Annotated in this window: 22 protein-coding genes; 17 read left to right on the plus strand and 5 right to left on the minus strand. The window is 70.1% G+C overall.

Going from position 1 to position 23,884, the window contains the following annotated elements; genetic code table 11:
• Positions 1-109 precede the first annotated feature (109 nt).
• Positions 110-2,506, minus strand: a complete 2,397-nt coding sequence (locus ACFUO4_RS10965) for a proprotein convertase P-domain-containing protein (RefSeq protein WP_383482570.1) — start codon at positions 2,504-2,506, stop codon at positions 110-112.
• Positions 2,507-2,972: 466 nt separating this feature from the next.
• Between ACFUO4_RS10965 and ACFUO4_RS10970 the strand changes: the two genes are divergently transcribed.
• The 4 genes from ACFUO4_RS10970 to ACFUO4_RS10985 all read left to right on the plus strand — a co-directional run bounded on the left by ACFUO4_RS10970 (position 2,973) and on the right by ACFUO4_RS10985 (position 5,969).
• A complete protein-coding gene (locus ACFUO4_RS10970; RefSeq protein ID WP_383482573.1) occupies positions 2,973-3,626 on the plus strand; it encodes a hypothetical protein in 654 nt (217 codons plus the stop codon).
• Complete coding sequence (locus tag ACFUO4_RS10975; RefSeq protein WP_079309971.1) at positions 3,611-3,913, plus strand: hypothetical protein; 303 nt, start codon at positions 3,611-3,613, stop codon at positions 3,911-3,913. Before ACFUO4_RS10970 ends, ACFUO4_RS10975 begins: the two co-directional genes overlap by 16 nt.
• 65 nt (positions 3,914-3,978) lie before the next feature.
• Complete coding sequence (locus ACFUO4_RS10980) at positions 3,979-5,370, plus strand: hypothetical protein (protein ID WP_383482576.1); 1,392 nt, start codon at positions 3,979-3,981, stop codon at positions 5,368-5,370.
• 5 nt (positions 5,371-5,375) lie between these two features.
• Positions 5,376-5,969, plus strand: coding sequence for a hypothetical protein (locus ACFUO4_RS10985; RefSeq protein WP_383482579.1), 594 nt, complete (start codon positions 5,376-5,378; stop codon positions 5,967-5,969).
• Here the strand turns inward: ACFUO4_RS10985 and ACFUO4_RS10990 are convergent.
• Entirely contained in the window at positions 5,952-6,482 is a 531-nt protein-coding gene (locus ACFUO4_RS10990) for a hypothetical protein (RefSeq protein ID WP_079309974.1), read from the minus strand. The two genes, ACFUO4_RS10985 and ACFUO4_RS10990, sit on opposite strands and share 18 nt — an antisense overlap.
• 49 nt (positions 6,483-6,531) lie before the next feature.
• The gene (locus ACFUO4_RS10995) at positions 6,532-7,191 is read right to left on the minus strand and encodes a hypothetical protein (RefSeq protein WP_383482582.1); all 660 of its coding nucleotides are present in this window, start codon (positions 7,189-7,191) and stop codon (positions 6,532-6,534) included.
• Positions 7,192-7,378: 187 nt separating this feature from the next.
• On the opposite strand from ACFUO4_RS10995, the gene ACFUO4_RS11000 reads away from it, so the two are divergent.
• From ACFUO4_RS11000 to ACFUO4_RS11010, 3 genes are all read left to right on the plus strand, one after another.
• Positions 7,379-8,314, plus strand: coding sequence for a hypothetical protein (locus ACFUO4_RS11000; RefSeq protein ID WP_383482585.1), 936 nt, complete (start codon positions 7,379-7,381; stop codon positions 8,312-8,314).
• 194 nt (positions 8,315-8,508) lie between these two features.
• Positions 8,509-9,891, plus strand: coding sequence for a nitrate/nitrite transporter (locus ACFUO4_RS11005; protein ID WP_383482588.1), 1,383 nt, complete (start codon positions 8,509-8,511; stop codon positions 9,889-9,891).
• A 121-nt stretch (positions 9,892-10,012) separates the two neighbouring features.
• Positions 10,013-11,167: a uroporphyrinogen-III synthase gene (locus tag ACFUO4_RS11010; RefSeq protein WP_383482590.1), complete on the plus strand. Its 1,155-nt coding sequence runs from the start codon at positions 10,013-10,015 to the stop codon at positions 11,165-11,167.
• A 74-nt stretch (positions 11,168-11,241) separates the two neighbouring features.
• Here the strand turns inward: ACFUO4_RS11010 and ACFUO4_RS11015 are convergent, their stop codons facing one another.
• The gene (locus ACFUO4_RS11015) at positions 11,242-11,730 is read right to left on the minus strand and encodes a DUF1772 domain-containing protein (protein ID WP_383482593.1); all 489 of its coding nucleotides are present in this window, start codon (positions 11,728-11,730) and stop codon (positions 11,242-11,244) included.
• 185 nt (positions 11,731-11,915) lie between these two features.
• Here ACFUO4_RS11015 and ACFUO4_RS11020 point away from each other — a divergent pair, with 185 nt between their 5' ends.
• From ACFUO4_RS11020 to ACFUO4_RS11045, 6 genes are all read left to right on the plus strand, one after another.
• Positions 11,916-12,497, plus strand: coding sequence for a CGNR zinc finger domain-containing protein (locus ACFUO4_RS11020; protein WP_383482596.1), 582 nt, complete (start codon positions 11,916-11,918; stop codon positions 12,495-12,497).
• 340 nt (positions 12,498-12,837) lie between these two features.
• Positions 12,838-13,359 carry a sigma-70 family RNA polymerase sigma factor gene (locus ACFUO4_RS11025; RefSeq protein ID WP_010039908.1) on the plus strand — a complete coding sequence of 174 codons (522 nt, stop codon included), beginning with the start codon at positions 12,838-12,840 and terminating at the stop codon, positions 13,357-13,359.
• Entirely contained in the window at positions 13,359-14,183 is an 825-nt protein-coding gene (locus ACFUO4_RS11030; protein ID WP_079309821.1) for a zf-HC2 domain-containing protein, read from the plus strand. The genes ACFUO4_RS11025 and ACFUO4_RS11030 overlap by 1 nt, the downstream gene beginning before the upstream one ends.
• Before the next feature lie 83 nt (positions 14,184-14,266).
• On the plus strand, positions 14,267-16,624 hold the full coding sequence (locus tag ACFUO4_RS11035; protein WP_383482599.1) for a HelD family protein: 2,358 nt from the start codon (positions 14,267-14,269) through the stop codon (positions 16,622-16,624).
• Positions 16,625-17,140: 516 nt separating this feature from the next.
• Entirely contained in the window at positions 17,141-18,556 is a 1,416-nt protein-coding gene (locus tag ACFUO4_RS11040; RefSeq protein ID WP_079309823.1) for an NAD-dependent malic enzyme, read from the plus strand.
• A gap of 382 nt (positions 18,557-18,938) precedes the next feature.
• On the plus strand, positions 18,939-19,220 hold the full coding sequence (locus ACFUO4_RS11045; protein ID WP_007382399.1) for an HU family DNA-binding protein: 282 nt from the start codon (positions 18,939-18,941) through the stop codon (positions 19,218-19,220).
• A 126-nt stretch (positions 19,221-19,346) separates the two neighbouring features.
• On the opposite strand, the gene murA is transcribed toward ACFUO4_RS11045, so the two are convergent.
• Positions 19,347-20,693: a UDP-N-acetylglucosamine 1-carboxyvinyltransferase gene (murA, locus tag ACFUO4_RS11050; RefSeq protein ID WP_059192109.1), complete on the minus strand. Its 1,347-nt coding sequence runs from the start codon at positions 20,691-20,693 to the stop codon at positions 19,347-19,349.
• 252 nt (positions 20,694-20,945) lie between these two features.
• Between murA and ACFUO4_RS11055 the strand changes: the two genes are divergently transcribed.
• From ACFUO4_RS11055 to ACFUO4_RS11070, 4 genes are all read left to right on the plus strand, one after another.
• Entirely contained in the window at positions 20,946-21,518 is a 573-nt protein-coding gene (locus ACFUO4_RS11055) for a YqgE/AlgH family protein (protein ID WP_059192108.1), read from the plus strand.
• Between the two features lie 29 nt (positions 21,519-21,547).
• A complete protein-coding gene (locus ACFUO4_RS11060) occupies positions 21,548-21,835 on the plus strand; it encodes a DUF3039 domain-containing protein (RefSeq protein ID WP_079309856.1) in 288 nt (95 codons plus the stop codon).
• A 183-nt stretch (positions 21,836-22,018) separates the two neighbouring features.
• Complete coding sequence (locus ACFUO4_RS11065) at positions 22,019-22,240, plus strand: hypothetical protein (protein WP_128112204.1); 222 nt, start codon at positions 22,019-22,021, stop codon at positions 22,238-22,240.
• Between the two features lie 15 nt (positions 22,241-22,255).
• Positions 22,256-23,866 (plus strand): beta-N-acetylhexosaminidase, encoded by a 1,611-nt coding sequence (locus ACFUO4_RS11070; protein WP_383482604.1) that lies wholly within the window; start codon positions 22,256-22,258, stop codon positions 23,864-23,866.
• Positions 23,867-23,884: the final 18 nt, after the last annotated feature.

Below are 23,884 nucleotides of genomic sequence, written 5' to 3' on the forward strand. Positions count from 1 at the left end.
TCGATGTATCGAGTTTCGATGTTATCGAGAAACGATAAGCCGTGCAAGCGACTGCGCCCCCGCACCGGAACAGGTGCGGGGGCGCAGTCGCAGGGCGGTTGACCGGGCGTCAGAACCTCACGACGAAGTTCCTCACCGTGCCGGTGTCACCCGTGGCCACGTCGTCGACGCGGAGCTTCCACCAGCCGTTGACCGGCAGGTCGGTCGCGTCGACCGTGTAGACCTTCTGCAGGGTCCCGCCGGGTTCCTCGCCGTTGTCCTTGAGCAGGTGCATCGAGCCGTCCGGCGCGATCAGGTCGATCTTGAGGTCGCCCAGGTACCTGTGCTCGACGTCCACGTACACCTTGAGCTTGCCGGAGCCGACGCCCGACAGACCGTCCGCCTTGGTCCAGATCTCCGTGTAGTTCTTGTCCGGGATCGCCTTCACGGTCTGGTTCTCGTACGACGGGAAGCCGAGCGACCAGCCGGTGAGGGTGCCCGTCGAACCGGTGGCCGAGTCGGTGACCTTCAGCGTCCAGGTGCCGTTGGCGACCGCGTCCGTGGCGTCGACGCCGTACGTCGTCTGAAGGGTGCCGCCGGCCTCGGAGCCGTACGCCTTGAGGGGGTACGACTTGCCGTCCGGGCTGGTCAGGGCGAGCCTCAGGTCACCGATCCTGGTGTGGGTGAGGTTCGCGTAGACCTGGAGCGGCCCGGCGGCGTTGCCGTCGATCTGGGAGACCGCGATGGTGGAGCTGAGGGTGCCGGAGTCCGGAATGGCCTGGGCGGTGGTGTTCTCGAACGGCGTCGGGAAGATCAGCGACCAGGTGGTCAGCGTGCCCGCGTCCCCGTCGTCGGTGTCGGTCATCCGCAGCTTCCACTCGCCGTTCGCGACCGAGGCGGAGGCGTCCACGGTGTACGTGGCGATGATGTCGTCGGCGCCGTCGGAGGCGCTCGCCGCCTTCAGCAGGTGGGTCGTGCCGTTCGGCGCGACGAGCTCCAGCTTCACGTCACCGCGGAAGGCGTGGGTGATGCTGACGTACGCCTTGAGGTTCTTCGGAGCGTTGCCCGGGTATTCGGCGACGGTGATCGGCGAGGTCACCGCGGTGCCGGTGCCGCCGGTCGGCGCGTCCGGGATGGCGACGTCCTTGTCGTTGTCGACCTGGAAGGCGCGCGGCTTCTTGTCCGCCTCCGGCTTCGGCTCGACCGCGGCGACGGCCTTGGCCACGTCGATACGGGGTACGGTCACGCCCGCCTCGTCGGTGACCGGCTTGCCGGTGGTGGCGAGCAGCGAGATCAGGCTGGCCAGCCCCTCGGTCGGGTAGGCCTGACGGAGGACGGCGAGGGCACCGGCGACGTGCGGGGTCGCCATGGACGTGCCGCTCATGGAGTCGTAACCGCCGCCCGGGACCGAGGAGACGATGGCGTTGCCGGGGGCGAGGACGTCGAGCAGCGGGCCGTGGTTGGAGAAGGAGGCGATCTGGTCGTCGTCGGTGGTGGCGCCGACCGAGACCGCGTTGGGCACGCAGGCCGGGGCGGTGACGGCGGTCGCGCTGCCGTTGTTGCCGGCCGCGACGACGGTGGCGACCCCGGCGGCGTAGAGCTTGTCGATGGCCGCGGCGCGGGCGTCCTTGGTGCAGGCGGTGCTGTAACTCGCCGAGCCCAGGCTCAGGTTGGCGGCGATGATCGGGGTGCCTGCCTGCTTGAGCGCCAGGACCTTCTCCAGCGCGGCGATCTGGGCGCTGGTGAAGCTGCGGATGCACGGGGTGGTGGTGCCGCAGTACTTCGTGGAGTCGAACTTGGAGAAGACCTGCATGGCGACGATGCCCGCGTCCGGTGCGACCCCGGTGGCCGGCGCGCCGGTCAGCCCGGTGCCGTCACCGGCGGCGATGCCGGCGACATGGGTGCCGTGGTCGCAGCCGTCGAGGCCGGCGCAGGCGCCGGCCGCGGAGTTGGCGGCGCCGGTGCCCTCCTGGGTGGCCGCGCCGTTCCCGCACAGGCTGGTGGCGCCGTAGGTGGCGTCGATCGGCGAGAAGCAGGCCTCGGCGACGATCCGGTCCTTGAAGAACGGGTGGTTGGTGGCGACACCGGTGTCGATGATCGCGATGGCGCTGCCCGCACCGGTCTTGCCGGCCTTGTGCGCGGTGTCGGCGCCGATGACCGGGATGCTCTGGTCCAGCGAGGGCGCGGAGAGCCCGTCCTCGGTGACGCTCACCACGCCGTCCTGGGCGGCGAGTTCGGCCAGCCCGGCCTTGTCGACGCGCAGGGTGACCAGGGGCAGCGTGTCGAAGGACTGGAGGGTGTCGCCGACGCTCGCCGCGCCGGACAGGTCGGCGCGGGTCTCGGTGACGACGTTCACGCGGACGGTGTCGCCGCCGGCGGTCCGGTCGTAGAGGGGCGGGTCGATCGGGTCGTCGGTGGTGGTGGCCGTCGAGGTGGTGGACGTCGAGTCGGTGGCGTGGGCGGGTATCGCGCTGAGGGTGGCGGCCATCACGGACGTGATGACGGCAGCCCAGATCCGTCTGGTCATGTCGCTCTCGGGGTGAGGGAATGCCGGCGCGCGGAAAACGGCACCGGAGAAGGAAAGAGAGGAGAAGAAAGAAAAAGAGAACTGCCTGCGGACGTCACGCACTTGGCGTGTTCCGTCGGGAGGCCGTAGGGGAAAGCGGCGGCAGAGCCGACCGCAGCGGCGGAGAAAGACGGATCCGCTTGATCACCGCAGACCCTAGGGGAGCCGTGATCACCGCCGCAAGACCCGGATATCCGGAGCGGGGAACTCCGTACGGTTGCTCCGGCAAAAGGCAGGGCTACCCGGTCATTGCTTTCATATGGGCGCCCTGCCTGGCAAGTTGCTCACGTCCGCAAAACGGAGGAACCCACTGTCACTTCCTCACCCGCCACGCAGCCCCCCACCCACCCCACCCGTCGCACTGGTGCCCGCTCCGAGCCCCCGCTACCGTGGCGCTGCCCGCACCACCAGCGAGAGACCGACGACATTGAGCCAGGAACCCGCCACCGCCCCGCCCGCCGGACCCGCTCCGGCGTCCGGACCCGCACCGGTGTTCGGGCTGATCACGCCCGTGGACTGGTACCGCATGCCGCTCCAGCCGCGGGACCGCCGCGAGGCGTCCATCGCCGCGCTGATCAGACGGCAGTTCGCCGGCGTCGACGACCAGCCCGTACTGCGCCGCAAGGCGGAGGAACAACTGCGTGACACCGCAGAGGCGGGCGTCGAGCAGGGCGGTGTCGTGCTGTACCTCTCCTTCCTGGAGGTCGGCGGCATCCCGCTGTCCGCCTCGTTGCTCGTCTCCCGCCTGCACCAGACATTCGACGCGCTCGACGCGGTGGCCGCGCTCGCCGGCTCCGGCGAGGTCGGTCTGACGAAGCTTCCCGCGGTGGGGCGGGCCGCCCGGCTGGTGCGGCGGGAGCAGTCGAAGCAGTCGCGGAAGCTGGGGTCGGAGTTCCAGGACACGGTCGTCGAGTACTTCGTACCGGTCCCGGGCCGCGACGAGGTGCTGATGCTCACCTTCAGCACACCGCTGGAACCGATCGCCGACGCCATGGTGGAACTGTTCGACGCGATCGCCGGAACGCTGCGCTGGCAGCGGCAGGACGACACGGGGGATGACGAGACATGGGCGAACGACTGAGGGTCTCCACGGACGACCTGGAGACGGCCGGCACCGGACTGCGGACGGTGGCCACCGAACTCGAAGGACTCGACAAGCTGATGGACCGGTACGACCGCCGCACGGTGGGCCACCAGCAACTGCACGAGCGGCTCCAGGACTTCTCCGACGGCTGGGACGACAACCGCAAGAAGATGATCGAGGAGATCCAGGGCCTCGGACAGGTCGCCCACGAGGCCGGCAAGGCCTACAAGGAACTCGACACCGCGCTCTACAACGCGCTCATCGGCAAGGGGAAGAAGAAGTGACAGGCGAGGTGGAGAAGTAGTGACAGGCGAGGGGAAGAAGAAGTGACAGGCGAGGGGAAGAAGAGATGACACGCCCCGCCGACCACCGCTGGGAGGTGCTGGGGGAGAGCGGCGACCCGGTGCCCGGCGACGTCACCGACCTCAAGGCCCTCTCCCGCCGCTTCGAGGCCACCGCCAAGACCATCACCGAGACCGCGGCCGCCCTGCGCCGCCTCGGCAACCAGGAGAGCTGGGACTCCGACGCGGGCCGCGCCTTCGCCGACAAGGCGAACGACACCGCGAAGACGGTCAGCAAGGCGCACGACCGCTACGCCGACGCCGCGTCCGCGCTGAAGACGTACTACACCGACCTGGAGACCATCCAGGAGGACGCCGACAAGCTGCTGCGCGACGCGGAGACCAAGGCCGGCGACCTGAGCAAGGCGAAGTCGAGCGCCGAGAACCCTCCGAAGGGCACCGAGGACGCCGACCAGAAGAAGCTCGACAAGAAGGTCACCGACCTCCAGGAAGGCCTGGACGGCCTGCGCGGTCAGCTCGCGGACGTCAAGCGACGCCACAAGGAGGCCGGAGACGCGGCCGCCAAGAAGATCCACGACACCACCGAGGGCGACGGCCTCAACGACTCGTGGCTGGACGACCTGCGGGACGCCCTGAAGATCATCAGTGACATCACGGGGGCGATCGCCGCGGTCTGCGGCATCCTCGCGCTGCTCGTCGGCTGGATCCCGATCATCGGCCAGGCACTGGCGGGTGTGCTCGGCACGATCGCGCTGGTGATGACGGCGATCTCCCTGGTCTGCCACATCCTGCTGGCCATCAACGGCGACGGCTCCTGGGGCGACGTCGCCATGGACGCCCTGGGCCTGGCCACCTTCGGTGTCGGCCGCGTCTTCTCCGCCGGGTCCAAGCTCGCCGCCACCCTCGGTCGCAGCCGCGTCTGGCAGGCCGCCGACGACTACGTCCGCGCCTGGAACCGGGGCATGAACTCCGCCGCCCGCCGCCGCCTCGTCGAGGCGATGGTCGGCCCGCGCGCCGGAGCGACCGGCGCGGGCGCCCTGCCCGACGTCTCCCTCGCCGCCGCCTTCAAGGGCCTGCCCCGCTCCTTCGCCGACGACCTCGGCACCATCCGCGGCAACTGGCGCGACCTCTTCAAGGTCGGCGACAACCTCACCGCCGCCCGCAACGCCTACAACACCGCCGGTGCCCGCGGCCTGGCCAGCATGTACGTCGGCCCCGGCATGGTCGACGAACTCGGCCGGATGAAGAACATCGACCCGACCGACCTGAACTTCATCGGCACCCCGGACGCCTTCAAGCAGGCCCTCTCCTACAACTCCTGGGCCCTCGGCGCCACCGGCACCGGCGCGGGCTCCGACACCAACAGCTTCATCGGCCTGTTCGGCGGCGACGACGAGATCGACGTGACGGGCCCGGACGCCTCGCTGGCGGGGCGGTGACCCGCATGACGACCGACACGGCCGACTGGCGCGAATGCCGAGTGGACCTTCCCGCCCCGCACAACTGGCTGGTCCTGGACCTGCGCACCGAGGACCCCGAGACCTGGGCACGGCAGGTGGCTGAGGAACACCTGGTCGAGGATTCGCCGCGCGAGCTGTACGACGCCTTCGCCACGGACGTCCTCTGGTACTGGGGAGCGGCCCACCGCCGGCACGCCCTGTGCGCGTCCCTGCTCGCCCCGCCGGACACCCCGGTGCTGGCGAGCTACACGGTCCGGGAGATCCGCGTTCCGCCCGAGGCGGCGACGATCGCGTCCCTGCGTGCGGAGGTGGGGGAGGCAGAGGGCCCGTTCTTCGGCACCCAACTGCTGGAGGAGGTGGACCTCCCCCTGGGCCCGGCGCTCCGCGTCCAGCGCATGGAGCCCACGGCCCCGGAGTCTGCGTCCGGCGAAATCGTGGAGGGCGTCGCCCACTACGTCCTGCCCACCCGTTTCTCGGGGTCAGCCTTGGAGTGCCGCCTCTTGTGGAGCTCCCCGGGCCTCGGCGAGGCGCTGGCCAAGATGGCCGACGAACTGGCGGTGTCACTCCGCCTGACGTGACCGCCGCCCGATCGGAGGCTCCCCGAGCCCGAGCTTCTCCCACGGCAGCATCGCGAGCGGCATCCAGCTGAAGCCGACGGCGAAGACGCCGAGGACGTTGACGAGCTGCTTGGGCAGCACCCACCCCAGCTGGGCCACGACCAGGGCGACGACCAGCAGATACACATCGAAGACGAGCACGGCGAGGATCTTCCGCAGGACGGCCCCGAGACCGACCCGCGCCTCGCCCCCCTTGAACATCCCGAAGACGATCACCGGCACCATCAGTCCGGTGACGCCCCCGACGGCGATCCCGCCGATGACGAGGGCGATCCGTCCGTCCTCCGGCACGAGATCGGACAGCGGCGCACGATCGACGGCGTCCCCGAGCAACGCCACGGCCGCGTACACACCGAGCGCCATCGCCGCGAGCACGACGACGACCCCGACCCCGAAGGCGACATTTCCGGCAACAGAGCGCCGCGCACCGGACTGCGTCGCGTCCGGCCCCTCGGCCCTCGACTCGGCGGACATGGACTCTCCCATTCCTCTGCGGGTCCGCTAGAGGATAGCCAGGCCGCGCTCAGTGGCTCCAGGCACTGGTGTCCAGCACCTTCGCCGGCGGCTGCACGTCCAGGGGCTCGTCGAAGGCGCTGTAGGTGGTGGTCGTGTGGAAGTCCGACCCCTTGTAGACGACCTTCAGGAGGTACGGCTTGCCCTCGGCGGCCACGTAGAAGGTGTACTTGCCGGTCCGCACCGACTTGTCGGTCACGATCACCGAGACGGCCGGTGCGCCGTCGACCTTCGTCGGCTCGCCCCGCTTCGCCGTGCCGAAGGAGGAGAAGTCACGGGGGCAGGCTGCCAGTCCGTCGCCCGGTTCGGCCTTGCTCGCCGGGGTCTTGATCCAGCGGTCCTGGTCCCCGTCCATCGACTTGTCCGACCACCACTTGATGTACGCGCGGTTCGGGCGGACGTAGTCCGTCTCGCCGATGCGGATCTGTTCGAGGGCGGCGCCGTTCCAGTTCCAGGTGGTCTTCGTCGTGCACTTGTTATGGAGGTCGGTTGTGATCCGGGCCGTGAATCCCTTGCCCTCGGGATTGGTGGTCGTCCCCTCGACGGTCACGGACGTCAGCCCGGCCATCGTCTTGTTCGCCTCGTCGAGGATCTCCTGCCCGGAGCGTTCGTCCCCGCCGCCACCCCCCCCCGAGCATGCCGTCAGCAGGAGGCACCCCAGCACCGCCATCGCTCTTCTTCGCACAGTCCCCCCACCGATCACACGTGACCCGGAGATTACCGGCGTGGGTGCGCGCGCCAAGATCCTGTAAACCGCAAGGGACCGAGGTGTCCCCGTGGCATACGGCATGCGAGACTGCCCCGGTTGCGGAAGTGAACGGGGTGGCCCGAAGGGGCCGGTGGGGAGTGGGGCGGCGATGAGCAAGCGGCAAGTGCAGAAGATGCTGCGGCTGATGGCGAGCGGGGAGGCCGTCGAGCTCACCAGCCCCATGGCCTCCGTGAAGAAGCTCGCCCGACTCGCCTTCATCGCCCAGCAGTTCGGCTACGAGTACGCCGACGTCCGGCAGGGCGGCGGCCGGAACAACGCCCTCGTCATGCTGCTCGTCCCCGACCCCAGCCCGCAGGCCCGCAGCCGCGCCGCGCAGAACTGGGCGCAGTATCTGAACGCCGGTGACGGGGTCTCCGTGCCGCCTCTCGTCCCCGACGCCTTCGAACTCCTCAAGGCCCGGATCAACTTCGACCTCACCGGGCAGGCCAAGAAGCGCCTGGGCTACGCCGTCGCCGGTGCCAGCGTCGCGTGCCTGGTTCTCGGGTACCGCTTCGGCGGCCGCTCCGAGGACTTCGTCGCCGCGGCCGTCATCTGGGTCGTGCTCCTGGCGGTGATCGGCATCGGCTTCGTCGTGAACGGCAAGCGCAACGTCAAGTTCGCCGGCCGGCTCCAGGCCGCCGGGTTCATGCCGGTGACCGACGAGAGCGGCCGGGTGCGATACCTGCCGCCGGGCACCCAGATGCCGGGGCAGCCGAACCCCTTCGCCGCCGGTCCCTACGGCAACCAGCCGCAGCCGGGGTACGGGCAGCAGCCCCAGCCCGGGTATGGCGGGCAACCGCAGCAGCCGTACCCGCCCCAGCAGCCGTACCCGCCCCAGCCCGGTTACGGCCAGCCGCAGCCCCAGGCCCAGCCCTACGGCTACCCCCAGCAGCCTCCGGCCGCCCCCGGCCCGTACGCCCCGCAGCAGCCCTACCCGCAGCAGCAGCCCTACCCGCAGCAGCAGCCGTACCCGCCGCAGCAGCCGTACCCGCCGCAGCAGCCCTACCCCCAGCAGAACCCCAACTGGCAGGCGCCGCAGGGGTGATCTCAGGGGCGGCCCGCGCCGCTGGGAGCTGTTCGTAACAAACGGCCGCAAGTACCTCTCATCCCGCCCGCCCGCCGGGTGAGAGCAAAGTTCCCTTCCGGTCACCCTGTGCCACAGCGAGGAAACGCGCCCTCCCTACCTTCGGGAACCAGCCGCTCAGAGAGCCCCGAGCCCCGAAGCACCGTGGAGGCGTCATGACAGCCCCTAGCACAGCCCCCGCACCCCCGAGCAGGGGCGGCCGCTGGATCCAGCAGTGGGATCCGGAGGACGAGACCTTCTGGAACGAGACGGGAGAGAAGGTCGCCCGCCGCAATCTCCTCTTCTCCGTGCTCTCCGAGCACATCGGATTCTCGATCTGGACCATGTGGTCCGTGCTGGTGCTCTTCATGGGCCCGGAGTACGGCCTGACCCCGGCCGACAAGTTCCTGCTGACCTCGATGGTGACGCTCGTCGGCGCCGTCGTCCGGGTTCCCTACACCTTCGCCGTCGCGATCTTCGGCGGCCGGAACTGGACCATCATCTCGGCCAGCCTCCTCCTCGTCCCGACCGTCGCGGCCTTCGTGGTGATGGAGCCGGGCACCTCCTTCAGCACCTTCCTGCTCGTCGGCCTGCTGGCCGGTATCGGCGGTGGCAACTTCGCCTCCTCCATGACCAACATCAACGCCTTCTTCCCCCTTCGTAAGAAGGGGTGGGCGCTCGGGCTCAACGCGGGCGGCGGCAACATCGGCGTGCCGGTCATCCAGCTCATCGCCCTCGCGGTCATCGGGGCCTCCGGCGGGCCGCGCGTGCTGCTCGGGATCTACATCCCGCTGATCGTCGTCGCCGCCGCGCTGTCCGCGCTGAAGATGGACAACCTCGCGAGCGTCAAGAACGACACCGGTGCCGCCGTCGACTCGGCGAAGGACGGCCACACCTGGATCATGTCCTTCCTCTACATCGGCACCTTCGGCTCCTTCATCGGCTTCTCCTTCGCCTTCGGCCAGGTGCTCCAGGTCCAGTTCGGCCGTACGCCGCTCCAGGCCGCGTACGTCACCTTCATCGGCCCGCTGCTCGGCTCGCTCATCCGTCCGCTCGGCGGCTGGCTCGCCGACAAGTACGGCGGCGCGAAGATCACCCTCTACAACTACGTCGGCATGGGCGCCGCCACCGCCGTCCTGGTCTTCGCCAGCATGCAGAAGTCGCTGCCGCTGTTCACCACCGCCTTCGTGGTGCTGTTCGTCCTCAGCGGGGTCGGCAACGGCTCGACGTTCAAGATGATCCCCGGCATCTTCCACACCAAGGCCCTCGCCAAGGGGCTCCAGGGCGACGAGGCCGTCGCCTACGGCCGCCGGCTCTCCGGCGCCTCCATGGGGCTCATCGGCGCGGTCGGCGCGCTCGGCGGCGTGGGCATCAACCTCGCCTTCCGCCAGTCGTTCCTGTCGAACGGCTCCGGCACCGGCGCCTTCGTGACCTTCCTGGTCTACTACGCCCTCTGCTTCACGGTGACGTGGGCCGTATACCTTCGCCGCACCGCCGCCAGGACGGAGGCGACGGCTGCCGCTGAGACGAAGCCCCAGCTCAGCTACGCCGAGGTGTGACGTAACACCAGCGCAATGAAGCCGAACCGAGCCTGTCACGCGCCGTTGACAGGCTCGGTCGGCATGCAGGTGCCGTCACACCCGGTGTAGGTGCTAACGACTCGACTGCGGGACGAGAGTTATGTACGACGAAGAGCAGCGACCAGAACAACACGGCCCCCTGGCCGGCTTCACCGTCGGGGTGACAGCCGCGCGCCGGGCCGACGAGCTGGGCGCACTGCTGCAGCGACGGGGAGCCGCCGTCCTGCACGCACCGGCCCTGCGGATCGTGCAGCTCGCCGATGACAGCGAGCTGCTGGCCGCGACCAAGCAGGTCATCGACGACGTACCGGATGTCGTCGTCGCCACGACCGCGATCGGGTTCCGGGGCTGGATCGAGGCCGCCGACGGCTGGGGGATGGGCGAGGACCTGCTCCAGCGGCTGCGTGGCGTCGAGGTGCTGGCGCGCGGCCCCAAGGTGAAGGGCGCGATCCGGGCCGCCGGGCTGACCGAGGACTGGTCGCCGTCGTCCGAGTCCATGGCCGAGGTGCTGGACCGGCTGCTGGAGGAGGGCGTCGAAGACCGCCGTATCGCCGTCCAGCTGCACGGTGAACCACTGCCCGGTTTCGTGGAGGCGCTCCGGGCCGGGGGAGCGGACGTGCTCGGTGTGCCGGTCTACCGGTGGATGCCGCCGGAGGACATCGGCCCGGTGGACCGCCTCCTGGACGCCACCGTCTCCCGGGGCCTGGACGCCCTGACCTTCACCAGCGCTCCCGCCGCCGCGTCCCTCCTGAGCCGCGCCGAGGAGCGAGGCCTGCTCCCGGAGTTGCTCGCCGCCCTCAACCACGACGTCCTCCCGGCCTGCGTCGGCCCGGTCACGGCCCTCCCGCTCCAGGCCCGCGGGGTCGACACCGTCCAGCCCGAGCGCTTCCGCCTCGGCCCGCTCGTCCAGCTCCTCTGCCAGGAACTCCCGGCCCGGGCCCGCACCCTGCCCATCGCCGGCCACCGCGTCGAGATCCGCGGCCACGCGGTCCTCGTCGACGGCGCCCTGCGTCCCGTACCGCCGGCCGGGATGTCCCTGCTGCGCGCACTGTCGCGCAGGCCGGGCTGGGTGGTCGCCCGAGCGGAGCTCCTCCGCGCCCTGCCGGGCGCCGGCCGCGACGAACACGCGGTGGAAACAGCCATGGCCCGCCTCCGCACAGCCCTCGGCGCCCCGAAGCTCATCCAGACGGTGGTGAAACGCGGCTACCGCCTCGCCCTGGACCCAGCGGCCGACGCGAAGTACGCGGACGCGTAGGGCGAGGCGGGCCCACCGGCCAACGCCGGCCGGCGGGGTGACTGGCCGGCCCCGGACCCCGCCGCCGATGCCGACTACGCCGCCGCGTCCGACCGCCCCCGCAGCAGCAGCGCCCTCGCCAGACACGCCACCGCGGCCGTCGACAGCACCGCCCGTGCCACGTTCCACGCCACCCACGCGTTCTCGAAGTCGGCGCGGGCGGTGGCCGGGTCGGTGGTGGTGGCCAGGGCGTTGTTGAGGGGGATGTTGAAGGCGACGGTCACCAGGAAGGCGAGGGCGTACGCGGTGAGGGCCGTCCAGACCCATCGGCGGTGCCGTTCCCCGCGGCTCTGCCACGCCGCGACCCCGGTCAGCAGCAGTGCCCCGAGGAAGCTCAGCATGAACACCGGGTTCTGGATGACGTCGTTGATGTTCCGCATCACCTCGACGTAGATCCGGTCGTCGCTGCGGGCCAGGCCCGGCATCACCGCGCACGCGAACACGTAGAACGTCCCCGCGATCAGCCCCATGGCGACCGTGGCCGCCCCCAGCACCCCGCCCGTCGTACCGCTCCGCTTCGTCATGTCCTCCAGTCAACGGGCCCGCAACCGCCGCCGACATGGCCGAGGCGCCCAGCCCCATACGCCTGCGTCCACGCCCGCCGGTACGAGGACTTCCGGCGGCGCGGGCGGGAGGGCACTGTGAGAGGGAACCGTTTCTCCCGGAACCGTTCTCCCACGGCACGGCACCCCTAGGCGGTGACTGGCACATGGCACTTGATACGGCCGCGGCCCCGTACGAGCTGCGGTTCGACGCCGGACGGATCTGCCTCGATCTCCTCGCGACCACCCACCCCGTCGAACGGCTCGACTCGGTCGAGGTGCTCTGCGCCTGGATCGTCGCCTCCGGACTGGTCCCGGCAGGCACCCCGCTGACACACGCCGGCGTCTCCTGGCTGGTGGGCTTCCGTGAACTGAGGGGCCGACTCGGACAGTTGGTGCGTACCGGATCCACCGGCGCGGACATCGCGCTCGCCCGCGTCAACGAACTCGCCCGGGCCGCGCCCCCGGCCCCCCGTGCCGTACCGGCCGAAGACGGCACTCTCGTACGGCAATTGGACGGCCCGCCCGAACTGGCCGCGCTGCTCGGGGCGATCGCCCGGGACGCCGTGGAACTGCTCACCGATCCGCTCGCGCGAGCGGGTCTGAGGCAGTGCGCCGGTGACAACTGCCCGATCGTCTACCTCGACACGTCACGGGGACGCAGGAGGCGCTGGTGCTCCAGTGAGGTCTGCGGGAACCGCGAAAGGGTGGCCCGGCACCGCCGTCGAGCGGCCCTCGCCCGCGCTTGAGGGGACCGCGGCGGAAGCCGGGCGTCCGTTATGCGGCTTCTGCGGAGCGGACGTCGAAGTGATTTCGATTACACGTCGTTTACTCCCGCCGCGTCACGGGCAGCCGAGCCGATCTTGCCGATGTGGTGGAAATGTAAAGATCGCACGGTGGGAATGTGCGTGCATGTCCCCCCTCGTCACGTCACCCGGAAGAAAACTGTCACGTCACTTTGAACACACAACAGCCCGCGTCCGTACCCCGTGTTGAGCGACCGGCTGGGGGAACCCCCGGACATCGGAGGTGGGCGTGCGCAAGGATTCCGTCGTGGCCAATGAACGTGGATCGAGGGCCCGACATCGCATGTCCCAGCCCTCGGAACCTGATGAGGAGCTCATGCGTGCTCTGTACAGAGAGCACGCGGGACCCCTGCTCGCGTATGTGCTCAGGCTGGTCGCCGGAGACCGGCAAAGAGCCGAGGACGTCGTGCAGGAGACGCTGATCCGTGCCTGGAAGAACGCCGGTCAGCTCAATCGAGCGACCGGATCTGTACGCCCCTGGCTGGTGACGGTTGCCCGGCGCATCGTCATCGACGGCCACCGAAGCCGGCAGGCCCGGCCGCAGGAGGTCGATCCGTCGCCGCTGGAGGTCATCCCCGCGGAGGACGAGATCGACAAGGCGCTGTGGTTGATGACGCTGTCGGACGCGCTCGACGACCTGACCCCCGCCCACCGGGAGGTGCTCGTCGAGACGTACTTCAAGGGGCGTACCGTCAATGAGGCGGCCGAGACGCTCGGAATCCCCAGCGGCACCGTCCGCTCGCGGGTCTTCTATGCCCTGCGGTCGATGAAGCTGGCACTGGAGGAGCGGGGGGTGACGGCGTGATGAGTGTTTACGGGGGAAACCAGGGATTCGGCACAGGTGGTTCGGGTATGTCTGGTGCTATGCAGGGATCTCCGGTGCCGAGTGAGCATGAGACCGTCGGCGCCTACGCCCTCGGGATCCTCGACGACGCCGAGGCAACCGCTTTCGAGATGCACCTCGCCGGATGCGAGTGGTGCGCCCAGCAGCTCGACGAGCTCGCCGGGATGGAACCGATGCTGGCCGCGCTCGCGGACCTGCCCGGGACCGGGTCGCCCGCGATCGGTGAGTCGCTGTCCGCCAAGCCCAGCCCGCGGCTGGTGAACAAGCTGGTCGACGAGGTCGCCGAACGCCGCGCCCAGAAGCGCCGCCGAAGCTTCTACATGGTCGCCGCCGCTGCCGCGCTGATCATCGGCGGTCCGCTGGTCGCCGTGGGGGCGACGGGCGACGACTCGGGTGGGAACGTTTCGGCACACACCACGGTCAGCCCCGCCAAGGAAGCCTTCGACGTCATCAAGGACAAGGTCACCGCGACCGACCCCAGCACCGACGTCACCGCGACCGTCGCGGTGGAGAAGAAGGACTGGGGCACCCACGCCGTCCTCCAGCTGAAGAACGTGACGGGTCCCGAGAAGTGCTCCCTGATCGCCGTCGGCAAGAACGGCGAACGCGAGACGGTCACCTCCTGGTCCGTCCCGAACTGGGGCTACGGCATCCCGAACGCCAAGACGGAAGCGGCCAAGCAGCCCCTCTACGTCCACGGCGGCGCGGCCTTCGACCCGAACCAGATCGACCACTTCGAGGTCATGACCTTCGACGGCAAGAAGCTCGTCCAGGTCGACGCGTAGAACGCGTGACGGCCGACGCGTAGCTTCCACCGGCCCCCTTCACTTAGGGTTGACGGCTGCCCAGCACGTCAGAAGGGGGCCCGGTGGCCGCTCAGGCTCAGCAGGAAACCGCGGTCGGTCCGGATCACGACTCCGTTCGTGACCGGGAGATCAGCGTCGAACAGGACCATCTCGACCGGGTCTACCGGCGTCTCGAGGAGAAGATCCACGAGGCCGAGTTCCTCATGAACGACGCGGCCAAGCGAGGCCAGGTCGGCACGCCCGGCGCGCTCGCCGAGCGGGACGCCCAGGTCTTCCGGGCCGGCGTCCACCTCAACCGCCTCAACAACGAGTTCGAGGACTTCCTCTTCGGCCGTATCGACCTCCTCCTCGGCAAGGACGGCAAGAAGGGACCCGACGGCGCCTACACCGCCGTGGAGCCCGCCGAAGGCGCCGTGCGCGAGGACAACACCGCCGACATCGCCGAGACCCTGCACATCGGGCGCATCGGGGTCCTCGACTCCGAGTACGCCCCGCTCGTCATCGACTGGCGGGCCCCGGCCGCCGCCCCGTTCTACCGGTCCACCCCGGTGGACCCGGGCCGGGTCGTGCGCCGCCGGGTCATCCGCTCCAAGGGCCGCCGCGTCCTCGGCGTCGAGGACGACCTGATGCGCCCCGAGCTCAGGGCCTTCCTCGACGGCCACGAACTGCCCGTCATCGGCGACGGCGCCCTGATGGCCGCGCTCGGCCAGGCCCGCAGCCACACCATGCGGGACATCGTCGCCTCCATCCAGGCCGAGCAGGACCTGGTCATCCGCGCCCCCGCCGCCTCCGTGACCTACGTCGAGGGCGGCCCCGGCACCGGCAAGACGGCCGTCGCCCTGCACCGCGCCGCCTACCTCCTCTACCAGGACCGGCGCCGCTACTCGGGCGGCATCCTGATCGTCTCGCCGACCCCGCTGCTGGTCGCCTACACCGAGGGCGTCCTGCCCTCCCTCGGCGAGGAGGGCCAGGTCGCGATCCGCGCCATCGGCTCGCTCGTCGACGGTGCCGAGGCCACGCTGTACGACAGCCCGTCCACCGCCCGCGCCAAGGGCTCGTACCGCATGCTCAAGGTCCTGCGGAAGGCGGCCCGCGGCGCCCTGGAGACCAGGCCCGCCGGCGGACAGCTCGCCCTCGGCGAGGACGACGAGGACACCACCGCCCGCCCCGCGGGCACCCCCACCCGCCTCCGCGTCGTCGCCTTCGGACGCCGACTGGAGCTGGAGTCGGCCGAGCTGGACCGCATCCGGCAGAGCGCCCTCGGCGGCACCGCGCCGGTGAACCTGCTGCGCCCCCGCGCCCGCAAGCTCCTCCTCGACGCCCTGTGGGCGCAGTCCGGCGCGGCGGGCCGGCACACCGACCCCGAGCTCGCCGCCGAACTGCGCTCCTCCTTCGACGAGGACGTCAGCTCCGAGGACGCCTTCCTCGACTTCCTGAACGCCTGGTGGCCCGAGCTCACCCCGAAGGACGTCATGGCCGCCATGGCCGACGAGCGCCGGCTCGGCCGCTGGGCCCGCCGCATCCTCAACCCCGGCGAGGTCCGCCGGGTCGCCCGCTCGCTGAAGCGGGACGGGTGGTCCGTGCACGACATCGCCATGCTCGACGAGCTCCAGGCCATCCTCGGCACCCCGGCGCGCCCGAAGAAGAAGCGCGAACTGGACCCCCTCGACCAGCTCACCGGCCTGGAGGAGCTGATGCCGGTGCGCGAGGAGTCGCAGCGCGAGCGCGCCGAGCGCCTCGCCCAGGAGCGCACCGAGTACGCCCATGTCATCGTCGACGAGGCCCAGGACCTCACGCCGATGCAGTGGCGCATGGTCGGCCGCCGCGGCCGGCACGCCACCTGGACGGTCGTCGGCGACCCGGCCCAGTCCTCCTGGTCCGACCCCGACGAGGCCGCCGAGGCCCGCGACGAGGCCCTCGGCACCCGTCCCCGCCGCCGTTTCCAGCTCACGGTGAACTACCGCAACCCGGCCGAGATCGCCGAGCTGGCCGCGAAGGTGCTGGCCCTGGCCATGCCGGGGTCCACGTCCCCCTCGGCGGTCCGCTCCACCGGCGTCGAGCCGCGCTTCACCGTCGTACGGGACTCGCTCGCGGCCACCGTCCGCGCCGAGGCCGCCCGTCTCCTCGACCTCGTCGACGGCACCGTCGGCGTCGTCGTCGCCATGCAGCGCCGCGAGGAGGCCGCCCGCTGGCTCGCCGGGCTCGGCGACCGGGTGGTGGCCCTCGGCAGCCTGGAGGCCAAGGGCCTGGAGTACGACGCCACGGTCGTCGTCTCCCCGGCCGAGATCGCGGACGAGTCGCCGGCCGGCCTGCGGGTGCTGTACGTCGCCCTCACCCGGGCGACCCAGCAGCTGACGATCGTGTCGGGCGACCGGGACCAGCCGGACGGGACCGGGGTGCCTGACCTGCTGCGGGATTAGGGCCTGTCCGGCGGATCAGGCCGCAGGAAATCGGCGGCACCTGCTTGAGGCTGGTGAGCGGGGTCTGGTGCGTCGGAATGCAAGGCGGAGGAGGGCGGCGACGCGGAGCGTCGGCAACCGACGACAACGCCGCAGGCCGGCGTGCCAGACCCCGCGTCTGCGGCATGATCCGCCGGACAGGCCCTAGGCAACGGCCGGGTTCTCGAAGAACACTCGAGACGGGAATGGCCTTACGGGATCCGTTTGTTAGCCTGGGTGTGGCACCGGCCCGATCCAAGCCCCCGGGCCCAACCTTCGTCCCTTAGAGGGACCACTTGCCGCGAGGCGAGCATGGCGGGTCGGTGTCACTGAGCGGAAGAAGAGGTCCACGTCGCGGAAAACGTGACGTGGGCCTCTTTTGCTGTGAACAAAACGTTCGCAATCCAGCGCGGCTAACGCCTACTCATCAGTAGGTGCGACGATCGGACGGCATACCGCGTCATACAGCATCACAGGTGAAAGCAGAGGAAGTCGGCCATGGCAACGGCGCCCAGCGTCTCCTACTCGATGACGGTCCGGCTGGAGGTGCCCGCGAGCGGAACCGCGGTCTCCCAGCTCACCGGGGCCGTCGAGTCCCACGGAGGCTCGGTGACCGGCCTCGACGTGACCGCCTCCGGCCACGAGAAGCTCCGGATCGACGTCACCATCGCGGCCACCTCCACGGCACACGCCGACGAGATCGTCGAGCAGCTGCGCGGCATCGAGGGCGTCACGCTCGGCAAGGTCTCCGACCGTACGTTCCTGATGCACCTCGGCGGCAAGATCGAGATGGCGTCCAAGCACCCCATCCGCAACCGTGACGACCTCTCGATGATCTACACCCCCGGGGTGGCCCGCGTCTGCATGGCGATCGCCGAGAACCCCGAGGACGCCCGCCGCCTCACCATCAAGCGCAACTCCGTTGCGGTCGTGACGGACGGCTCGGCCGTGCTGGGCCTGGGCAACATCGGCCCCAAGGCCGCGCTGCCGGTCATGGAGGGCAAGGCGGCCCTCTTCAAGCGGTTCGCCGGCATCGACGCCTGGCCGATCTGCCTCGACACCCAGGACACCGACGCGATCGTGGAGATCGTCAAGGCGATCGCCCCCGGGTTCGCCGGCATCAACCTGGAGGACATCTCCGCCCCCCGTTGCTTCGAGATCGAGGCGCGGCTGCGCGAGGCCCTCGACATCCCCGTCTTCCACGACGACCAGCACGGCACCGCGATCGTCGTCCTGGCCGCCCTGAAGAACGCACTTCGCGTCACCGGCAAGGCAATTGAGAACATCCGCGTCGTCATGTCCGGTGCCGGCGCGGCCGGTACGGCCATTCTCAAGCTGCTGCTCGCCGCGGGCGTGAAGAACGCCGTCGTCGCCGACATCCACGGCGTCGTGCACTCCGGCCGCGAGGACCTCGTCGACGCCGCCGCGGACTCGCCGCTGCGCTGGATCGCCGACAACACCAACCCCGAGGGCCTGACCGGCACGCTGAAGGAAGCGGTGCGCGGCGCCGACGTCTTCATCGGCGTCTCCGCGCCCAACGTCCTGGACGGCGACGACGTGGCCGCGATGGCCGAGGGCGCGATCGTGTTCGCGCTCGCGAACCCCGACCCCGAGGTCGACCCGGCAATCGCCCGCCAGACGGCGGCGGTTGTCGCCACCGGCCGCTCCGACTTCCCGAACCAGATCAACAACGTGCTGGTCTTCCCGGGTGTGTTCCGCGGTCTGCTGGACGCCCAGTCCCGCACGGTCAACACGGACATGATGCTGGCCGCCGCGACGGCCCTGTCGGACGTGGTGAGCGCGGACGAGCTGAACCCGAACTACATCATCCCGTCCGTCTTCAACGACAAGGTCGCGGGCGCGGTCGCCGGTGCGGTGCGCGAGGCGGCGAAGGCGGCGGGCGCCACCGCGTGACGCCGGGCGCCGCGGTGTCGTGACGTCGGCGCCGCGGTCTCGTGGCGCCGGGCGCCGGGGGCCGTTGTCGTAGCCGTGTCGTACTGTGCAAGGGCTGTGGGTGGTTGTGCGGGCTTGTGAGCATCACCACCACGGCCCCTGCATCGGCGCGTCGCGGAACCCCTGGCCGACGGCCGCCCGTTAGGTTGGCGGGCACGCTCAGGCCTTTCGTGTGACTCCCTAGGGTGTTCTCACGACTCCTACGGGTGCCGGATTGGCTTTCCCGCCGCAGGTAGGGGCAGGATGCGTCTCTGGGCGCGGCGCATCGGCAAACGACAGCGCCCAACATGCGGCTCCGCCGCGTGGCACGCCTCAACGGCAAGAAGAACACGGGAGTAAGAACATGAACCGCAGTGAGCTGGTGGCCGCGCTGGCCGACCGCGCCGAGGTGACCCGCAAGGACGCCGACGCCGTTCTGGCCGCTTTCGCCGAGACCGTCGGCGAGATCGTCGCCAAGGGCGACGAGAAGGTCACCATCCCCGGCTTCCTGACCTTCGAGCGCACCCACCGTGCCGCTCGCACCGCGCGCAACCCGCAGACCGGCGACCCGATCCAGATCCCGGCCGGCTACAGCGTGAAGGTTTCGGCGGGCTCCAAGCTCAAGGAAGCCGCCAAGGGCAAGTGAGCCTGACCGTACGTCCGGGACGACGTACGAGGCGCGAGTAACGCCAATGGGGCGGCCACCCGGTGAGGGTCGGCCGCCCCATTGGCGTGCGGACGACGAGCGCTGCCCGCGTGCGTGTGCCGGGTGCTACCCGAGCGCCTTGCCCGGCAGTTCCACCTTCGCGCCGAGCTCCACGAGCTTCTCCATGAAGTTCTCGTAGCCGCGGTTGATGAGGTCGATGCCGTGCACCCGCGAGGTCCCCTGGGCCGCGAGGGCCGCGATGAGGTACGAGAAGCCGCCGCGGAGGTCGGGGATGACCAGGTCGGCGCCCTGGAGCTTGGTGGGGCCGGAGACGACCGCCGAGTGGAGGAAGTTGCGCTGGCCGAAGCGGCAGTCGGAGCCGCCCAGGCACTCGCGGTAGAGCTGGATGTGAGCACCCATCTGGTTCAGCGCGGAGGTGAACCCGAGCCGGGACTCGTACACCGTCTCGTGGATGATCGACAGGCCCGTGGCCTGCGTCAGCGCGACCACCAGCGGCTGCTGCCAGTCCGTCTGGAAGCCCGGGTGCACGTCGGTCTCGAGCGCGATGGACTTCAACTGGCCGCCGGGGTGCCAGAAACGGATGCCCTCGTCGTCGATCTCGAAGGCACCGCCCACCTTCCGGTAGGTGTTGAGGAACGTCATCATCGACCGCTGCTGGGCGCCGCGGACGTAGATGTTGCCCTCGGTCGCGAGCGCGGCCGAAGCCCAGGAGGCGGCCTCCAGACGGTCCGGCAGCGCCTTGTGGTTGTAGCCGCCGAGCGAGTCCACACCGGTGATGCGGATCGTGCGGTCGGTGTCCATCGCGATGATGGCGCCCATCTTCTGCAGAACGCAGATGAGGTCCTCGATCTCGGGCTCCACCGCGGCGTTGGACAGTTCGGTGACGCCCTCCGCCAGCACCGCCGTCAGCAGCACCTGCTCGGTCGCGCCCACCGACGGGTACGGCAGCCGGATCTTCGTACCGCGCAGCCGCCGCGGCGCCTCCAGGAACTGCCCGTCCGCACGCTTCTCGATGGTCGCGCCGAACTGCCGCAGCACCTCGAAGTGGAAGTCGATGGGCCGGCCGCCGATGTCACAGCCGCCGAGGCCGGGGATGAAGGCGTGCCCGAGGCGGTGCAGCAGCGGACCGCAGAGCAGGATCGGGATACGGCTGGAACCCGCGTGGGCATCGATGTCAGCGACGTTGGCGCTCTCGACGTGGGTCGGGTCCATCACCAGCTCGCCGGGCTCCTCGCCCGGACGGACCGTCACACCGTGCAGTTGCAGCAGACCGCGTACGACGCGCACGTCACGGATGTCCGGAACGTTGCGCAGTCGACTCGGCCCGCTGCCCAGCAGGGCGGCGACCATGGCCTTCGGTACGAGGTTCTTCGCACCGCGGACACGGATCTCGCCCTCCAGCGGGGTTCCGCCGTGGACAAGCAGTACGTCGTCATTGCCGTTGACGGTCATGTATCTCGCGTTCCGATTGGTGGGGCAGGGGCCAGAAGGGAAAGGGTAATCGCCGTCCACCCCCCTTCCGTAAGCCCAAGTACGGCCCAGCTACGTCATAGCTGTGTCACAACACCCACCGTTCGCTCACGGGTACATGGGGTCACCGGCGCGGAGGCGCGCGGGCCGTGCCCCTTTCAGCTCTGAGCTGCATTCCCTCCCGTCCCCGCATTGCCTCCCCCTTCGGGGGGAAGATGCGGGATCATGTCTGGCATGACCGAGGTGTCCTCGCTCACAGGGCGGTTGCTCGTGGCAACGCCCGCCCTGGCGGACCCGAACTTCGACCGTGCGGTGGTGCTCCTTCTCGACCACGACGAGGAGGGCTCCCTCGGTGTCGTCCTCAACCGGCCCACCCCGGTGGACGTCGGCGACATCCTGGAGGGCTGGGCGGACCTCGCCGGCGAACCCGGGGTCGTCTTCCAGGGCGGCCCGGTCTCCCTCGACTCCGCGCTCGGCGTCGCCGTCATCCCCGGCGGTGCGTCCGGTGAGAGAGCCCCGCTGGGCTGGCGCCGGGTGCACGGCGCGATCGGCCTGGTCGACCTGGAGGCCCCGCCGGAGCTGCTCGCCTCGGCCCTGGGCTCGCTGCGGATCTTCGCGGGATACGCCGGCTGGGGCCCCGGCCAGCTGGAGGACGAGCTGGTGGAGGGCGCCTGGTACGTCGTGGAGTCCGAGCCCGGTGACGTGTCCTCGCCGTCCCCGGAGAGACTCTGGCGCGAGGTCCTGCGCCGCCAGCGCAACGAGCTGGCGATGGTGGCCACGTACCCGGACGACCCTTCGCTCAACTGAAGCATGTGACCTTCAGTACCCTGGCTTTCATGAGCACTCTTGAGCCCGAGCGCGGGACTGGTACGGGGACCCTCGTAGAGCCGACGCCACAGGTGTCCCACGGCGACGGCGACCACGAGCGCTTCGCCCACTACGTCCAGAAGGACAAGATCATGGCGAGCGCCCTCGACGGCACCCCCGTCGTGGCGCTGTGCGGCAAGGTGTGGGTACCGGGCCGCGACCCGAAGAAGTATCCGGTGTGTCCCATGTGCAAGGAGATCTACGAGTCCATGGGCGCCGGCGGGGACGGCGACGGCAAGGGCGGCGGCGACAAGTAGGTCCGCCCGGTCCGGCTGGGTCCCACTGAGGCCTCCAGGTGCGTTTCGGCGCGCCTCGGGGGCCTTTGTGCTGTCCGCCGCTGCACGGAATGCGCCCGCCGGTCACGAAGTGGTTGAGACCTCTTGTGGACATGTTCAGGGAGTCCCTAGCCTCCGTTGTGCAGAGCGCTATTTTCATTGCATATGTCGCAACGCACCGGATTCCTTCCGGCGAGTGTTCGGCCAACAGGATTTTGGTCGGTATTTCGTCAGCAGCCTGCTGACACGATTTCCGGTTCCGCTTCCGATCCTTTTCCCGCTGGTGTTCCCGGGGTTGGCGGCGACGAGCGTCTTCCGGTGCTGGTGTTCTTCGTACTCGTGCAGCGACGTCTGGTCTCGGGGCTGGGCGGAGCGGTCAAGGACTGAAAGGTCTGATCACTCATGGATCTCATTCCGGCGCCCGACCGGGTGGAGCGGACCGAGGGCTTCCTGGAACTCGGCGACGGCTTCGGGATCGAGGCCGGGCCCGGCGCCGAGGGCACCGCGCGCTGGCTGCGCGCGACGCTCGGCGCGGCGACCGGACTCGCCCTGCCGCCCAGGCCCGGGGGCGAGCGCGACGTCCTCCACCTGTCCGTGCGGCCCGGGCTGGGGGAGGAGGCGTACCGCCTCGTCGTCGCTCCCCGCAGCGTCCACCTCCAGGGTGGCTCGCCCGCCGGGGTCTTCCGGGGCGCCCAGACGCTGCGTCAGCTCCTCGGCCCCGACGCCTTCCGGCGCGCACCCCTTCCCGGCCGTACCTGGCGGCTGCCGCTGACGGAGATCCAGGACGCGCCCCGATTCCGCTGGCGCGGCCTCATGCTCGATGTCGCCCGGCACTTCATGCCCAAGGACGGAGTGCTGCGCTACCTCGACCTGATGGCCGCCCACAAACTCAACGTCTTCCACTTCCACTTGACGGACGACCAGGGCTGGCGCATCGAGATCAAGAGATACCCCCGGCTCACCGGGGTCGGCTCATGGCGGGCGCGAACGAAATTCGGCCACCGGGCCTCGCCGCTGTGGGAGGAGAAGCCGCACGGTGGCTACTACACCCAGGACGACATCCGGGAGATCGTCGCCTACGCCGCCGAGCGGCATATCGCCGTCGTCCCGGAAATCGACGTACCCGGCCACTCGCAGGCCGCCATCGCCGCGTACCCGGAACTCGGCAACACCGATGTGATCGACACGACTTCCCTCTCCGTCTGGGACAACTGGGGGATCTCTCCGAACGTACTCGCCCCCACTGACAACACCCTGCGTTTCTACGAAGGGGTCTTCGAGGAAGTCCTGGAACTGTTCCCCGGGGAGTTCGTCCACATCGGCGGCGACGAATGCCTCAAGGACCAGTGGCGGCAGTCGGCCACGGCACAGGCCCGCGTCAAGGAACTCGGCGTCGGTGACGAGGACGGACTTCAGGCCTGGTTCGTACGGCACTTCGACACGTGGCTCTCCGCGCGCGGGCGCAGGCTCATCGGCTGGGACGAGATTCTCGAGGGCGGCCTCGCGGAGGGCGCGGCGGTGTCCTCCTGGCGTGGCTACGAGGGCGGCGTGACGGCCGCACGCGCGGGACACGACGTCGTCATGTGCCCCGAACAGCAGGTCTACTTGGACCACCGGCAGGCCGACGGCCCCGACGAGCCCGTCCCCATCGGCTACGTCCGCACCCTGGAGGACGTGTACCGGTTCGAGCCCGTTCCCGCGGAGCTGACGCCGGACGAGGCGGCGCACGTGCTCGGCACGCAGGCCAACCTGTGGACCGAGGTGATGGAGGACCCCGCGCGCGTGGACTACCAGGCGTTCCCCCGGCTCGCGGCCTTCGCCGAGGTCGCCTGGAGCGGCCTGCCGGCCCCCGCCGAGCGGGACTTCGCCGGGTTCGAGCGGCGGATGGCCACCCATTACCGGCGACTTGACGCCCTCGGCGTCGGCTACCGGCCGCCCACGGGTCCCCTGCCCTGGCAGCGGCGCCCCGGTGTGCTCGGTCGCCCGATCGAGGGGACGCCGCCGGACAAGTAGCGGAGAAACCCCGGCAGG

It is taken from the genome of Streptomyces sp. NPDC057280, from assembly GCF_042668605.1.
In the GTDB taxonomy this organism is placed as follows: Bacteria; Actinomycetota; Actinomycetes; order Streptomycetales; family Streptomycetaceae; genus Streptomyces.